General features: G+C 65.8%; 13 protein-coding genes and 2 tRNA genes. 11 read left to right on the top strand and 4 right to left on the bottom strand.

What is annotated here, in order from left to right; genetic code table 11:
* Positions 1-14 precede the first annotated feature (14 nt).
* Positions 15-1577: an alanine/glycine:cation symporter family protein gene (locus OVO38_RS09885; protein ID WP_267208381.1), complete on the bottom strand. Its 1563-nt coding sequence runs from the start codon at positions 1575-1577 to the stop codon at positions 15-17.
* A 187-nt stretch (positions 1578-1764) separates the two neighbouring features.
* Between OVO38_RS09885 and OVO38_RS09890 the strand changes: the two genes are divergently transcribed.
* Positions 1765-3213 carry a YjiH family protein gene (locus OVO38_RS09890; protein WP_267208382.1) on the top strand — a complete coding sequence of 483 codons (1449 nt, stop codon included), beginning with the start codon at positions 1765-1767 and terminating at the stop codon, positions 3211-3213.
* Positions 3214-3224: 11 nt separating this feature from the next.
* Here the strand turns inward: OVO38_RS09890 and hutG are convergent, their stop codons facing one another.
* Positions 3225-4175, bottom strand: coding sequence for a formimidoylglutamase (gene hutG / locus OVO38_RS09895; protein ID WP_267208383.1), 951 nt, complete (start codon positions 4173-4175; stop codon positions 3225-3227).
* 36 nt (positions 4176-4211) lie between these two features.
* Between hutG and OVO38_RS09900 the strand changes: the two genes are divergently transcribed.
* From OVO38_RS09900 to OVO38_RS09935, 8 genes are all read left to right on the top strand, one after another.
* A complete protein-coding gene (locus tag OVO38_RS09900) occupies positions 4212-4946 on the top strand; it encodes an IclR family transcriptional regulator (protein WP_095547761.1) in 735 nt (244 codons plus the stop codon).
* Between the two features lie 33 nt (positions 4947-4979).
* The gene (gene hutH / locus OVO38_RS09905) at positions 4980-6527 is read left to right on the top strand and encodes a histidine ammonia-lyase (RefSeq protein ID WP_267208384.1); all 1548 of its coding nucleotides are present in this window, start codon (positions 4980-4982) and stop codon (positions 6525-6527) included.
* Positions 6528-6644: 117 nt separating this feature from the next.
* Entirely contained in the window at positions 6645-8339 is a 1695-nt protein-coding gene (hutU, locus tag OVO38_RS09910) for a urocanate hydratase (protein WP_267208385.1), read from the top strand.
* A 10-nt stretch (positions 8340-8349) separates the two neighbouring features.
* The gene (gene hutI, locus OVO38_RS09915) at positions 8350-9540 is read left to right on the top strand and encodes an imidazolonepropionase (RefSeq protein ID WP_267208386.1); all 1191 of its coding nucleotides are present in this window, start codon (positions 8350-8352) and stop codon (positions 9538-9540) included.
* Positions 9541-9592: 52 nt separating this feature from the next.
* Positions 9593-9811 (top strand): hypothetical protein, encoded by a 219-nt coding sequence (locus OVO38_RS09920; RefSeq protein WP_267208387.1) that lies wholly within the window; start codon positions 9593-9595, stop codon positions 9809-9811.
* 136 nt (positions 9812-9947) lie between these two features.
* Positions 9948-10021, top strand: a tRNA-Asp gene (locus tag OVO38_RS09925).
* A gap of 21 nt (positions 10022-10042) precedes the next feature.
* Positions 10043-10115, top strand: a tRNA-Phe gene (locus tag OVO38_RS09930).
* Positions 10116-10216: 101 nt separating this feature from the next.
* Complete coding sequence (locus OVO38_RS09935; protein ID WP_095546444.1) at positions 10217-10513, top strand: GNAT family N-acetyltransferase; 297 nt, start codon at positions 10217-10219, stop codon at positions 10511-10513.
* A gap of 6 nt (positions 10514-10519) precedes the next feature.
* Here OVO38_RS09935 and epsC read toward each other — a convergent pair whose 3' ends face one another.
* A complete protein-coding gene (gene epsC / locus OVO38_RS09940; RefSeq protein WP_095279006.1) occupies positions 10520-11107 on the bottom strand; it encodes a serine O-acetyltransferase EpsC in 588 nt (195 codons plus the stop codon).
* 101 nt (positions 11108-11208) lie between these two features.
* On the bottom strand, positions 11209-12144 hold the full coding sequence (gene cysK, locus OVO38_RS09945) for a cysteine synthase A (RefSeq protein ID WP_095279019.1): 936 nt from the start codon (positions 12142-12144) through the stop codon (positions 11209-11211).
* A 310-nt stretch (positions 12145-12454) separates the two neighbouring features.
* Between cysK and ramA the strand changes: the two genes are divergently transcribed.
* Together ramA and murA are read left to right on the top strand one after the other, a co-directional pair.
* Entirely contained in the window at positions 12455-13294 is an 840-nt protein-coding gene (gene ramA, locus OVO38_RS09950) for an acetate metabolism transcriptional regulator RamA (RefSeq protein ID WP_095279018.1), read from the top strand.
* A 54-nt stretch (positions 13295-13348) separates the two neighbouring features.
* A complete protein-coding gene (gene murA, locus OVO38_RS09955) occupies positions 13349-14605 on the top strand; it encodes a UDP-N-acetylglucosamine 1-carboxyvinyltransferase (protein ID WP_267208388.1) in 1257 nt (418 codons plus the stop codon).
* The last annotated feature ends 620 nt before the right edge of the window (positions 14606-15225 follow it).

Below are 15225 nucleotides of genomic sequence, written 5' to 3' on the forward strand. Positions count from 1 at the left end.
AGTAGGGAACCCAGCTAGCGGGTGGTCGTGGACTCGGTGGAGGTGACCACCTTGCCCTCGACACCCGGCCAGGTGCCGGCTTCGATCATGCGCTGCTTGCGCTCCACCCAGAAGTCGGCGTTCTGAATGCCCAGCGCCTCGGGGTCGAACTGCGGGTCCAGCCCGGCCTTCTTCTGGCGGCGGTAGTCCCACAGGCACTTCAGGGCGGGGACCTGGAGGAAGATGATGGCCACAATGTTCAGCCACGCGGTGGCGCCGACGCCGATGTCGCCAAGCGCCCAGGCGGTGCCCGGGGTGGTGGTGGCCCCGACGAAGACGGCGATGATGATGAGGGCGCGCAGCAACCAGATGATGGCCTTGCGGGCCGCCTCGTTCTTCACCCAGCGGTTCAGGTACGTGAAGTTTGTCTCCGCCATGTAGTAGTAGGCCAGCACCGTGGTGAAGGCGAAGAACATGATGGCAAGGGCGATGAACGCTGGCCCCAGCCCGGACGCGATGGAGTTCAGGCCTTCCTGGACGAAGCCGGGGCCGACAGCGACGCCGTCGGGCAGGGAGCCGTCGTAAAGCACGGCCCCATCCTCGGACTGTCCCTCGAAGACCTTGTACATGTCGGTGGAAATGATGATGAATGCAGTGGCCGAGCAGACGAACAGCGTGTCCACGTAGACGGCGAAGGCCTGGACGAAGCCCTGCTTGGCGGGGTGCGAGACCTCGGCGGCTGCCGCGGATTGCGGGCCGGTGCCCTGGCCAGCCTCGTTGGAGTAGATGCCACGCTTCACGCCCCACATAATGGCCGCGCCCAGCATGCCGGAGAACGCCGCTTCCTTGTCAAAGGCCGCACGGACGATGGTGCCGAAGACCTCGGGGATCTGCGACGCGTTGGCAAAGAGCACCACGATGGCGACGATGATGTAGATACCCGCCATGAACGGCACGACCATGGATGCGAAGTTGGCGATGCGCTTCACGCCACCGATGATGATGAACGCGAGGAGCACGGCCATGATGGTCGCGGAGATCCACACGTTGACGCCCCAGGCGTTGTCCACGGCGGCCGCGACACCGTTGGCCTGGATGCCCGGCAGGAAGTAGGAGGTTGCCAGCAGCATGCAGACCGCGAAGATGATGGCGTAGACCAGCATGAACGGCTTCGCAGCAGTGTGCTTGTACGTCTTCTCGATGTAGTACGCCGGGCCGCCCCGGTACTCGCCGGTGTCCCGGTCGGTCTCCTTGTAAATCTGCGCCAGGCAGCACTCGATGAATGAGGTCGCCGAGCCCAAAAGCGCCACCAGCCACATCCAGAAGACAGCGCCCGGGCCGCCGAACGCGATGGCGGTGGCGACGCCGGCGATGTTGCCCACGCCGACGCGGCCGGCCAGGGAGATCATGAGTGACTGGAACGACGAAATGCCCTGGTCCGAGCTCTCGCCGGACTTGAGCTGCCGGATCATGTCGGGGAAGCAGCGGATCTGCAAAAACAGTGTCGCGAGCGTGAAATAGGCACCCGCGCCGAGGCAGAGATAGACGAGCCAGTTGGACCATATGACGCTATTGACGGTGTCAATAAAGCCTTCCATGGAGCCCTCCTTACAGGGTTGACCTGGGGTAAATGTGCGGTACACATGAATCTAAACCATCGAGTTGTGCCGTGGGTCACTTTCGTGAAAAAATTATTGCCAATCACTCCGGGGCGTCATCTGTGGTGTAGAAAACCACGCGGAGGTGGGCCCGCCGTGCGATCTCGAAGAACGTGAAAGGACTTCAATGGAGACAACCCCACCGCAGCCGCACTCGCGGCGCCGGTTTAGCCCCGCCTGGCCGGTCAAGGACTTGCCCGCCGGCTCGAGCGTGCTCATCCAGGGACTGAGCGACGACGGACCAAACGGACCGGAAGCGGCCGGCGCCCCAGACGCGGACCCGAAGCCCAAGGCGGTCTGGCGCTTCTTTGTATATAGCGCGATCGGCCTGTTCGCGTTCTTCATCCCGTTTTCCGTGGGCGGCTCGAAGTCGACGATCCTGCTGGACCACATCGTCACCTGGATCACCAGCACCCTCGGCGATGGCACCCACTACCTGGCGCTGCTGGCCATCATCGTGGGCACGGTCTACCAGTTCGTGACGGGAAGGTGGAAGGAGGACTTCGCCCGCACAGCCTTTGCCCTCCTTTCGGTGCTGGCGATCGTGCTGTGCGCGATGCTCACCTTCGGGTTCGGTCCCTCCTGGCTGTTCAACCCGGACATCGGCCCGTTCATCTTGGACAAGCTCGTCATCGCGGTCGGTCTGCTCATCCCGGTCGGCGCGATCTTCCTCGGCCTGCTCGTCGGATTCGGCCTGATGGAATTTATCGGCGTGCTCGTCCAGCCGATCATGCGCCCGGTGTTTCACACGCCCGGCAAGTCCGCGGTGGACGCGGTGGCGTCCTTCCTCGGCTCCTACTCGCTGGGCCTGCTCATCACGGACCGCATGTACAAAAACGGCAGCTACAACGGCCGCGAGGCCGCGATCGTCGCGTCTGGCTTCTCCACTGTGTCCGCGACCTTCATGGTCATCGTGGCCAAGACGCTGGACATGATGGAGCACTGGAACGCGTACTTCTTCATCACCTTCATCATCACGTTCATCGTCACCGCGATCGTGGTGCGCATCCCACCGATTACCCGCATCCCCGAGGAGTACGCGCCGGGCGCCACCCCGCACCCGGAGAAGCCAATTACCGGCAACCGATTCAAGGCCGCGTGGCGCGAGGCGAAGAAGGAGCTCAACCGCGCCGAGCCGCTGCACAAGGTCTTGTGGGTGAACTTCCGTGACGGCCTCATCATGGCCGTGCAGGTCACCCCGGGCATCATGTCCGTCGGCGCAATCGGCTTGGTCCTGGCCACTTACACGCCGGTGTTCAAGGCGCTGGGCGTCGTGTTCTTCCCCATCGTGTGGCTACTGCGCTTGCCGGACCCGTGGGCCACCTCGGGCGCGCTCGCCACGGGCCTTGCAGAGATGTTCCTGCCGGCCACGCTCACCGCGGGCACGGACGACATGGTGCTCAAGTTCACCATCGCCGTGGTGTGCGTGAGCCAGATCTTCTTCTTCTCCGCGATGGTGCCCGCGGTGCTGGCCACGGACATCCCGCTCAACATCGGGAAGATGATCGCCATCTGGTTCATCCGCGTCGTGCTCACCGTGCTGATCACGGTGCCGGTGGCCCACCTGCTGTTCTAGGGGCCTTTTGCTTATCGACGCCCCGTGGCCCCCACCACCGCGTCATCTATCAACCGCGCCGCGGCCTTTGCGGTGCGGTTATCCACGTCGAACTCCGGGTTGAGCTCCACGACGTCCAGGAGCGCAACCCGGCCGGTGGAGGCCACCGCGGCGACCATCGCGCGCAACGCGGCGTAGTCCACCCCGAACCCGGCGGGCGCGGACACCCCGGGCGCCACGGCGGCCGGCAGCACGTCCAGGTCAATAGACAGGTGGATCGGCAGGTCCCCCTCCACGGCGGCGAGGGCGCGCTCGGCGGCCTCGCGCACCGTCATTGCCGCCAGCTCCGTGTCCAGCACCGTGGTCACGCCGAGCTGCTCGGCGGTATCGAAGAGCACCTTGGTGTTGTTGGGTCGCGAGATGCCGAAGACGGAGTAGTCGAAGTCGTCCCCCACCAGCTCCGCGATCTGTCTGAATGGCGTGCCGGAGGTCGGCCGGTCGGCGGTGCGCAGGTCGAAGTGCGCGTCGAAATTGATCACCTGCATCGGCCCGAGCGCCTCGTACGCCCCGCGGTGGGTGGCAAAGGACGTCTCGTGTCCGCCGCCGAGCACGACCGTCATGCCGGCGGGGCCCTGCGCGGCGACCAGGTCGCGGACGCGGTCGGACACCTCGCGCTGTGCGGTCTCGAGGTCGTCGTCTTGGGTGGTGACGGTGCCGGCGTCGATAAGCTTTCGCGGCTCGTGCACGGCGAGCGAGCCGAGCGCGGCGCGCAACGCGGCGGGGCCTTGCGCGGCGCCCTGGCGGCCGCCGTTGCGCTCGACGCCCTCGTCGGACGCAAAGCCGATGAGGTGGACGGCGTCTGCGGTGGGGCCGGAGGCGGTGTCGATGGTGCTGTGCCAGCGCGCGTGCTCGGGGCCCGGGCCGTCGTTGCGGCCAGACCATTCGGATGCGGGGGAGAACAAAGGGGCGGTAACGGTATTCATGCCACCCGAGCCTAGCGCCGTTGCATACTAGGCGGGATGAATTCACCACAAGTCCCGGCCGCGCACAATGTCTTGCGCATCCTTGCTCTGCTGTCTGCCTCGGACGTGCCGCTTTCCGCCACCCGCATCCAGCGCGAGCTGGGTCTCCCGCGCTCGAGTACGTACCACCTGCTCCGCGAGCTGGAGGATTCCGGCTTTGTGGTCCATTTGAGCCAGGCGGGCACCTACGGGTTGGGGCTGGCCTCGTACCGCATGGCGCAGGCGTACACCACGCAGCAGCCGCTGGTGCGCCTGGCCACCGCGCCGCTCGCCCGGATTGCGGAGCTGGCCGGCGGGTCGGCACACCTCACCAGGCTCGCCGGCGCCGAGACCGTCTACCTCCACGAGGTGCGCGCGCCGGGCGCCGCCTCGCTGGTCACGGAGGTCGGCGTGCGCCTGCCCACGCTCTCCACCGCCTCGGGGCGCATCATGCTTGCGCATCTGCCGGAGCCGGAGCTGCGCGCGGTGTTCAATGCTTCCGGGTCGCGCCGCAGCTTCCGCGAGTGCAAGGAGGAGCTGCACGCTTATCGACGCCAAGGGTGGGCCACAGAATCCCAAGATGTCTCCCGCGGGCAGGAGTCGGTCGCCGTGGCGGTGCTCGACCACCTCTCGCGCCCGGCGGCCGCGCTGGCGGTGACGTACCCGGTGGGCAGCGCCGACGAGCGGAAGCTGACGTCCGCGCTGGGCGACGCAGCCGCGCACCTGCGCGCACATTTCTTCGGGCAGTTATGAGATGTGACACATTTATGGTCTATTATCGCGCCCATGACAGATATGCAGACAGTTTCACTAGGAATCGGCGCGCTGACCATCGAGGACGTCGTCGCCGTCGCCCGCCACGGCGCTGAGGTGGCCATCGACCCGGCCGCTCTCGAAGAAATCGCCACCACCCGCACCCGTATCGAGGAACTCGCCGCAGACCCCACCCCCGTCTACGGCGTTTCCACCGGCTTCGGCGCCCTTGCCACCCGCCACATCCCCGAGGAGTTGCGCGCCCAGCTGCAGGTCTCGCTCGTGCGCTCCCACGCCGCTGGCTCGGGCCCCGAGGTCGAGGAAGAGGTCATCCGCGCGCTCATGCTGCTACGCCTGTCCACCCTGTGCACGGGCCGCACCGGCGTTCGCCCCGTCGTTGCCGAGACGTACGCGGCGGCGCTGAACGCGGGCATCACCCCGGTCGTGCGCGAGTACGGCTCGCTCGGCTGCTCCGGCGACCTCGCGCCGCTGGCCCACTGCGCGCTCGCCCTGCTGGGGGAGGGCGAGGTCCGCGTGCGGGGCGGCGAGGTCGTGCCGGCGGCGGACGCGCTGTCCCAGGCGGGGATTGAGCCGCTCGTCCTGCGCGAGAAGGAGGGCCTGGCGCTCATCAATGGCACCGACGGCATGCTCGGCATGCTGTGCCTGGCCATCGCGGACCTGCGCGAAGCTGCCAAGGTGTCCGACATCGCCACCGCCATGACCGTGGAGGGGCTCACCGGCACGCTCACCGTGTTCGACGACGACCTTCAGCAGCTGCGCCCGCACCCGGGGCAGGCCGACGCCGCCTACAACATCCGCACCGTGGCTGCAGACTCGCCGATCTTGGCGGCGGCGCGCGAGGAGTTCAAGGCCACCCGCGTGCAGGACGCGTACTCCGTGCGCTGCACGCCGCAGGTTGCCGGCGGCTTGCGCGACACGCTCGCGCACGTCACCAACGTGGCGAACCGGGAGCTCGCCTCCGCCATCGACAACCCGGTGGTGACCAAGGACGGCCGAGTGTCCTCTAACGGCAACTTCCACGGCGCGCCGGTGGCCTACGCGTTGGACTTCTTGGCCATTGTGGTCGCCGACTTGGCGTCGATTAGCGAGCGCCGCTCCGACCGCTTCCTTGACCCGGCCCGCAACCGCGGGCTCAACGCCTTCCTCGCCGATGACCCTGGCGTGGACTCCGGCCACATGATCGCGCAATACACGCAGGCGGGCATTGTCAGCGAGCTCAAGCGCATCGCCACGCCCGCGTCCGCCGATTCGATCCCGTCGTCCGCGATGCAGGAGGACCACGTGTCCATGGGTTGGGCCGCGGGGCGCAAGCTGCGCCGCAGTGTCGACGGGCTGCAGCGTGTGCTGGCCGTGGAGATCCTCACCGCCGCGCGCGCCCTGGACATGCGCGAGGGCGAGCCGGCAGCCGGTACCGCGGCAGCGATTGGGGCGCTTCGTGCGCTTGTCGACGCCCCCGCGACCGACCGTTTCCTCGCCCCGGAGATGGAGCATTCCGTGCAGCTGGTGAAGGGCGGTGACTACGTGGCGGCCGTGGAGGCCGTGGTCGGCGAGCTGCGGTAGGGGCTCGCGGGTGTCTCGCATACGAGACACCCCACCGTATATCACCCTTTTGTCCTCTTGTGATGACCGTTACTCTCATTACCGTAAGTCGGTTGGACAACACGAAAGGACATTTCCATGGCGAAGAACTGGTCTGAAGGCGCGCGCGAGGTCCGTGCACCGCGAGGCACTGACATCACCGCGAAGTCTTGGCAGACTGAAGCCCCGCTGCGCATGCTGCAGAACAACCTCGACCCAGAGGTTGCGGAGCGCCCGGACGATCTCGTCGTCTACGGCGGCACCGGCCGCGCCGCGCGCAGCTGGAAGGCGTTCGACGCGATTGTGGAAACCCTGAAGGACCTCGAGTCCGACGAGACGCTGCTGGTGCAGTCCGGCAAGCCGGTCGGCGTGTGGAAGACCAACGAGTGGGCCCCGCGCGTGCTCATTGCCAATTCCAACCTGGTCGGAGACTGGGCGAACTGGGAGCACTTCCGCAAGCTCGAGGACGAGGGCCTGATGATGTACGGCCAGATGACGGCCGGTTCCTGGATCTACATTGCCACCCAGGGCATCCTGCAGGGCACCTACGAGACGTTCGCGGCAGTGGCGAAGAAGCGTTTCGACGGCACCCTCGCTGGCACCCTCACGCTCACCGGCGGCTGCGGCGGCATGGGCGGCGCGCAGCCGCTGTCCGTCACCCTCAACGGCGGCGCCTGCCTCATCGTGGACGTCGACGAGGCCCGCCTGAAGCGTCGCCAGGGCAAGCGCTACCTCGACGAGGTGACGACCGACCTCGAGGAGGCCATCAAGCTGGTCACCGAGGCGAAGGAGGAGAAGCGCGCCCTGTCCGTCGGCCTGGTGGGCAACGCCGCCGAGATCTTCCCGGAGATGCTGCGCCGCCACCGCGCGGGCGAGCTGACCGTGGACATCGTCACGGACCAGACCTCCGCGCACGACCCGCTGTCCTACCTGCCCACTGAGATCCCGTTTGAGAGCTGGAACGCCGAGGCGGACGAGGACCCGACCACCTTTACCAAGAAGGCTCGCGAGGCCATGGCCACGCAGGTCCAGGCCATGGTGGAATTCCAGGACGAGGGTGCCGAGGTCTTTGACTACGGCAACTCCATCCGTGACGAGGCGCGCAAGGCCGGCTACACCCGCGCCTTCGAGTTCCCGGGCTTCGTCCCGGCGTACATCCGCCCGCTGTTCTGCGAGGGCCTCGGCCCGTTCCGCTGGGTCGCGCTCTCCGGCGACCCGGAGGACATCAAGGTCACCGACCAGGCCATCAAGGAGGCTTTCCCGGAAAACGAGCACCTGCACCGCTGGCTCGACGCCGCCGAGGAATACGTCGAGTTCGAGGGCCTGCCGGCCCGCATCTGCTGGCTCGGCTACGGCGAGCGCGCTAAAGCCGGCGTCATCTTTAACAACCTGGTCAAGGAGGGCAAGGTCAAGGCGCCGATCGTCATCGGCCGCGACCACCTGGACTCCGGCTCCGTGGCTTCCCCATACCGCGAGACCGAGTCCATGCTCGATGGCACCGACGCCGTCGCTGACTGGCCGCTGCTCAACGCCATGACCGCGGTCTCCGGCGGCGCGACCTGGGTGTCCATCCACCACGGCGGCGGCGTGGGCATGGGCCGCTCGATCCACACTGGCCAGGTCACCGTCGCCGACGGCACCGAGCTCGCCGAGGCGAAGCTCAAGGCCGTGCTTACTAACGACCCGGGCATGGGCGTGATCCGCCACGTGGACGCCGGCTACTCCCGCGCCGACGAGGTGGCCAAGGAGCGCGGCGTGCGCATCCCCATGGAGTTCCACGCACGCGACAAGTAGAAAGGAACCCATGAGCACCCTTATCACCGGAATTTCAGAGCTCCGCACCGTCTCCGAGCTCGGGACCATCAAAGACGCCGCATTGCTTATCGACGATGGCGTGGTCGCCTGGGTCGGCCCAGCCGCCGAAGCCCCAGCGGAGGCAAGCAACGCCGAAACCGTGGACGTGGGCAACCGCGCCGTCCTGCCCGGCTGGGTGGACTCGCACACGCACATGGTCTTCGACGGCAACCGCGCCGAGGAGTTCGAGGCCCGCATGGCCGGCGAGTCCTACGCCGCCGGCGGCATCGCAGTGACCATGGAGGCCACCCGCTCCGCCGGCGAGGAGCGCCTGGACCAGCTGGTGGCCGAGCGCGTTGCGGCCGCTCACGCGCTGGGCACCACCACCTTCGAGACCAAGACCGGCTACGGCCTCAACGTCGAGTCCGAGGCGGAGGCCGCGCGCGTGGCCTCGCGCCACGTCGACGAAGTCACCTTCCTCGGCGCCCACCTCGTGCCGCCGGGGGAGGAGGCCGACGAGTACCTCGAGCAGGTCGTCGGCCCGATGCTGGACGCGGTGAAGGACCACGTGCAGTGGATCGACGTCTTCTGCGAGCGCGGCGCGTTCGACGAGGTGCAGTCCCGCCGCGTCCTCGAGGCCGGCAAGGCCGCGGGCCTGGGCGTGCGCGTCCACGGCAACCAGCTCGGCGAGGGCCCCGGTGTGAAGCTTGCCGTGGAGCAGGGCGCCGCGAGCGTCGACCACGTCAACTACCTCTCCGAGGAGGACATCCAGCTCCTCGCCGGTTCCGACACTGTCGCCACGCTGCTGCCCGCTTGCGACCTGTCTACGCGCGAGGAGCTCGCGCCGGGCCGAGCGCTTCTCGACGCCGGCGCCACCGTCGCCATCGCCTCCAACCTCAACCCGGGCACGTCCTTCACGTCCTCGATGAACTTCTGCGTGACCACCGCGGTCCTGCAGCAGCGCCTCACCCTGGACGAGGCCATCGAGGCAGCCACCACCGGCGGCGCGAAGGCGCTGCGGCGCCACAACGTCGGCGGAGGCAAGGACCCGCAGGGCCGCCCCGCGAAGGGCACGCTCGCGCCGGGCGCGGCAGCGGACCTGCACATCCTGGACGCCGACAACGCCATCAACCTGGCGTACCGGCCCGGCATGCCGATCACCTGGCAGACCTGGGTCGCCGGGAAGAAGGTGTACGGGTAGGGGCGGCTCGCGTGGGCGTCGATAAGCATCTGCGACGGCTACACTCCACGGTGTGAACCACCAGGTAGCCGCAGCAGACGCCCACGACGTCATCGTCGTCGAGCACAACCTGGCGCTGGTCTCGCGCGCGGACTACGTCATCGACCTGGGCCCGGGTGCCGGCTCTGCTGGTGGCAAGGTGGTGGCTGCGGGAACGGTGCGGGAGCTCGTCGACAAGCATGCGCACACCGGGTCCGAGACCGGGCGGTACCTCGCAATGCAGGAGTCCTAGCGCGCCGCCCGGAAATGGGGTATGCGCAGGCGATTTGCTTGCTCGCACGGGGTCTGTGTAATGTATCAACTCGTGCGAGCGACAGTGTAGAACACAGTGAATGCACTGATAGGAATCGCACAGACAACACAATAATGGCCCTGTGGCGCAGTTGGTTAGCGCGCCGCCCTGTCACGGCGGAGGTCGCGGGTTCAAGTCCCGTCAGGGTCGCTGAACTGCCTGAGCAGTTCTGGCTAGATAGCTCAGTCGGTAGAGCACACGCCTGAAAAGTGTGGGGTCGCCAGTTCGATCCTGGCTCTAGCCACACCCCAGCCCCTCCACAATGTGGAGGGGCTTCGTGCTTTCGGTAGGCTGGGCCACCGATTGAGCGAACACTCTCTGACGGACTTCTCAGAAGGAGCGATCATGCCCGAGACTTCACAAGCAAACGTGGAACTGTCCAAGAATGAGGACAAGAGTCAGTACGAGATCCACGTGGACGGCGAGCTCGCCGGTTTTGCCACCTACAAGGACAGCGGCTCTGCGCGCGAGTTGCCGCACACCGTCGTGGACCCGAAGTTTCGCGGCGAGGGCCTGTCCAAGCCGCTGATCAAGTTCGCGCTTGATGATGCCCGCGGGGACAACCTCAGCGTTGTCCCGTCCTGCCCGGCGGTCGCCCGCTACATCGTGCAGAACCCGGAGTACAAGGACCTGGTGGAGTAAGCGCCCCTAGATGACGTACTGCCCGTTGTCGAAGTAGCTGTCCGGGTCCACCAGGCGCCGCAGCTCCGTATCCTTGCGCTCGCGCGCCTTCGCTGGGATGCCCACGGCAATGGAGTTCTCGGGGATGTCTTTGGTCACCACGGCGTTCGCGCCGACGGCCGAGTTCGCCCCGATCGTGACAGGACCGAGCACCTTCGCGCCCGCGCCAATGGTGACGTTGTCTCCAATCGTCGGGTGCCGCTTGGTCTGCGTCAGCACCTGCCCGCCGAGGGTGACGCCGTGGTAAAGCATGACGCCGTCGCCGATCTCGGCGGTCTCGCCGATGACAATGCCCATCCCGTGATCGATGAAGAATCGGCGGCCAATGGTCGCGCCCGGGTGAATCTCAATCCCGGTAAAAAAGCGGTTGGCCTGAGCGAGGATGCGCGCCGCGCCCTTCCATTCCCGCTCCCACATCCAGTGGCAGATGCGGTGGACCCAGATCGCGTGCAGCCCGGAATACACCACCGCGTTTTCCAGATCGCCGCGCGCTGCGGGGTCGTGCTCCCTGGCGTTGGCCAGGTCTTCTCTCATGCGGGAAATTACGCTCAGCATGACGGGTAGTCTACCTACTCTTTTCGGACAACCGCGCAAATAAAAAAAGCACCACGGGGTGGTGCTTTTCGACGCCGCGCAGTCCGCGGCCAACGCCTCCGCTAGTCGCGGATGTCCTCGAAGAGGATGGTGGAGACGTAGCGCTCGCCGAAGTCCGGGATGATGACCACGATGGTCTTGCCCTCGTTCTCCGGGCGCTCGGCCAGCTCGAGTGCGGCCTTCACGTTCGCGCCGGCGGAGATGCCGGCGAGGACGGCGTCCTCGCGAGCCAGCTCGCGGGAGGTGGACACGGCGTCCTCGTTGGAGACGGTGATGATCTCATCGATCTGGTTACGGTCAAAGGTGCCCGGGATGAAGTTGGCGCCCAGACCCTGGATCTTGTGCGGGCCGGCCTCGCCGGTGGACAGCAGCGGGGACGCAGCGGGCTCGACGGCCACGTTCTTCACGTCCGGCTTCTGCTCCTTGAGGTACTTGCCGGCGCCGGAGATGGTGCCGCCGGTGCCCACACCCGCGACGAGGATGTCGACCTCGCCGTCGGTGTCGTTCCAGATCTCCGGGCCGGTGGTGGCGTAGTGGATGGCCGGGTTGGCCTCGTTCTCAAACTGGCGAGCCAGGATCGCGCCTTCATCATTAGCCACGATCTCGTCGGCCTTCTCCACGGCGCCCTTCATGCCGGCCGCGCCCGGGGTGAGGACGATCTCTGCGCCGAACGCGCGCAGGACCACGCGGCGTTCAATGGACATGGTCTCCGGCATGGTCAGGATGACCTTGTAGCCCTTGGCCGCGCCAGCCAGGGCGAGGGCGATGCCGGTGTTGCCGGAGGTTGCCTCGACGATGGTGCCGCCCGGCTTCAGGTCGCCCGACTTCTCAGCGGCCTCAATGATGGCCTTACCAATGCGGTCCTTCACCGAGTTTGCCGGGTTGTAGAACTCCAGCTTGGCCAGCACGCGGGCCTTGGAGTCCTTGGACACACCGTGCAGTTCAACCAGCGGGGTGTTGCCGATGAGCTCGAGGACGTTGTTGGCGATCTTTGCCATGGTGATCAGCTCCTTGCTGTTCATATCCAAATCCGTTGTGCGGCCAACTATACACGGATAAAACAGACTATGTAGTCTCACCGGAGTAGACTGCACAGTCTGGTTGGTGCGGGGAGGGGGCGCGGGGGCGTTGATAAGCGAAGGCCCACCGCCCCCAAAAACCACACCCGCGCGTGTGAATACAGCGGGAGGGGTGAACTTTGGCTACCCCCAAAGTCGCGTTATGATGGTTGGGATTCAACGTCAAGTTCAACTCGCGGGTGGCCCCGTGGGGACACTCAGATGGGTGGAAGGCTCAACAGCAATGACCATGGACGCACAGCGGATCAAGGACGATGACGACGCGATTCGGGCAGCCCTGACGGCGCTGAAGACGGCGACCGGCATCCCCGTTGCCATGTACGGCACGCTGCTGCCGGACAACAGGCTGCAGATCACCCAGTGGATCGGGCTGCGCACTCCCGCGCTGCAGGACCTCGTGCTGGACAACGGCTCCGGTGTCGGCGGTCGCGTGGTGAGTACGCGGCGCGCCGTTGGCGTCTCGGACTACACGCGTGCGGCGGTCATTTCGCACGAGTACGATAAGCAGATTCAGGACGAGGGGCTGCACTCCGTTGTCGCTGTCCCGGTCATCGTGCTGCGCGATATTCGCGGTGTCCTCTATGTTGGCGTCCACTCGCCGGTGCGGCTGGGGGAGAAGGTGATCGAGGAGGTCGCGATGACGGCGCGCACCCTCGAACAGGAGCTGGCCGTGAACGCCGCGCTCCGCAATGCCGACGGCGGCAAGGGAACGGCCAAGGTGGGGCGCGTGATGAACGGCGCGGAGTGGGAGCAGATCCGCTCCACGCACTCCAAGCTGCGCATGCTGGCCAACCGGGTCGACGACGACGCACTCCGCAAGGAGCTCGAGCAGCTGTGTGACCAAATGGTCTCGCCCGTCCGCGTCAAGCAGTCGACCAAGCTCTCGGCCCGCGAGCTGGACGTACTGTCCTGCGTCGCGCTCGGCCACACCAACGTCGAGGCGGCAGAGGAAATGGGCATCGGCGCCGAGACCGTCAAGTCCTACCTGCGCAGTGTGATGCGCAAACTCGGCGCGCACACCCGCTACGAGGCGGTCAACGCCGCGCGCCGCATCGGTGCCTTGCCGTAACGCTTTTTGCTTATCGACGCCACGCCGCACCCCGAGTTGAGTACAGTAGGCCCCGTGAAAGAGCGATTTCTTGTAACAGGCGGTAACCGACTCGAAGGCGTGGTCAAGGTCGACGGCGCGAAAAACAGTGTGCTGAAGCTGATGGCTGCGGCACTCCTCGCGGAGGGCACGACGACGCTGCACAACTGCCCCGAAATCCTCGACGTTCCGCTCATGCGCGACGTGCTCATCGGGCTCGGCTGTGACGTCGACATCGACGGCTCGACCGTCCGCATTACCACCCCGGCCACCGTCTCGCCCCGCGCCGACTTCGACGCAGTACGCCAGTTCCGCGCCTCCGTCGCCGTGCTCGGGCCGTTGGTGGCGCGCTGCCATGAGGCATACGTGGCGCTGCCGGGCGGCGACGCGATCGGTTCGCGACCGCTGGATATGCACCAATCCGGCCTGGAGAAGCTGGGGGCTACGACGCACATCGAGCACGGCGCCGTCGTTGCGCGCGCCGAGAAGCTCACGGGCGCGAAGATCAGTCTGGACTTCCCGTCTGTCGGCGCGACCGAGAACATCCTCACCGCGTCCGTCCTCGCGGAGGAGCAAACGGTGCTGGACAACGCCGCGCGCGAGCCCGAAGTCGTCGACCTCTGCGACATGCTGAACTCCATGGGCGCGAAGATCAGCGGCGCTGGCACCTCCACCATCACCATCGACGGTGTGGACGAGCTGCGTCCCACCGAGCACTCCGTAGTGGGTGACCGCATCGTGGCGGGTACCTGGGCATACGCGGCCGCGATCACCCGCGGCGACATCACCGTGACCGGTATCGCCCCGCGCCACCTGCACCTTGCGCTGTCCAAGCTCAAGCTCGCGGGCGCCAACGTGGAAACCTACGAAAACGGGTTCCGCGTCCGCATGGACCAGCGCCCCAAGGCCGTGGACTACCAGACCTTGCCGTTCCCCGGGTTCCCGACGGATCTGCAACCCATGGCCATCGCCATCAGCGCGATCGCCGAGGGCGTCACCGTGATCACGGAGAATGTGTTCGAGGCCCGCTTCCGCTTTGTCGACGAGATGCTTCGCCTGGGTGCCGACGCCAATGTCGACGGCCACCACGTGGTGATCAGGGGAGTGGAAAACCTCTCATCGACTGACGTGTGGTCCAGTGATATTCGGGCCGGCGCCGGACTCGTGCTCGCTGGCCTGGTCGCTGATGGACAGACGACCGTGCACGATGTCCACCACATTGACCGCGGATATCCCAAGTTTGTCGAGCAGATCAACGAGCTCGGCGGCAAGATCGAGCGTTCGCTTGCGTAAGCGCATTTAAGTGACACCTTTAACGCGCGATTTAGGCCCCATACGCTGGGGATTTGTGTTGGTGTTTGGGTGTGTGTAACTTTATGTGAGTCAGCGAGACCGACAGCGCCCCGCCAGACAGACTCCGCAAGGGGGTTGAGCTGGTGAGATGGCGGTCAGGAAAACGATCGCTGGCCGACATAAGAAAATATGGACTTCGGTCCGGTTTAAGTCAAGGATTTGACTTTCGGATTGTGGTTTGTGTAGTGTCGATAAAGTCGCTTTTTACAGCTGCTGGGTGATTCGCCTGGTGGTGGGTGAATGTGCGTGTGTTGTTTGAGAACTCGATAGTGTGCCAATGTACTTTTGTTTGTGGATTGGTTGCGTGCCTGTGTTGTGCTGGCTGCACGTTTTGTGTGGTTGGTGTGTGCCGGTAGCATCGCTTGTGAACCTCTAGTTGCAGGTGGTGTTTGCTGGTTATGGTGCGTGATTTGATTCGCGTTTTGTAACTATATTTTTTGTTGTGTCGGCCTGTTTTTGCCCCGTCGGGTTGGGTCGGCACTGAAAGTAATTTGAGGATTTGCCAATCCTGCACTGCGATTGTTTTTGGTTGTGGTGTGGGTTGGTTTGTTTTTGGTTAG

Source organism: Corynebacterium sp. Marseille-P8863 (genome assembly GCF_946902955.1).
Classification (GTDB): Bacteria; Actinomycetota; Actinomycetes; order Mycobacteriales; family Mycobacteriaceae; genus Corynebacterium; species Corynebacterium gottingense.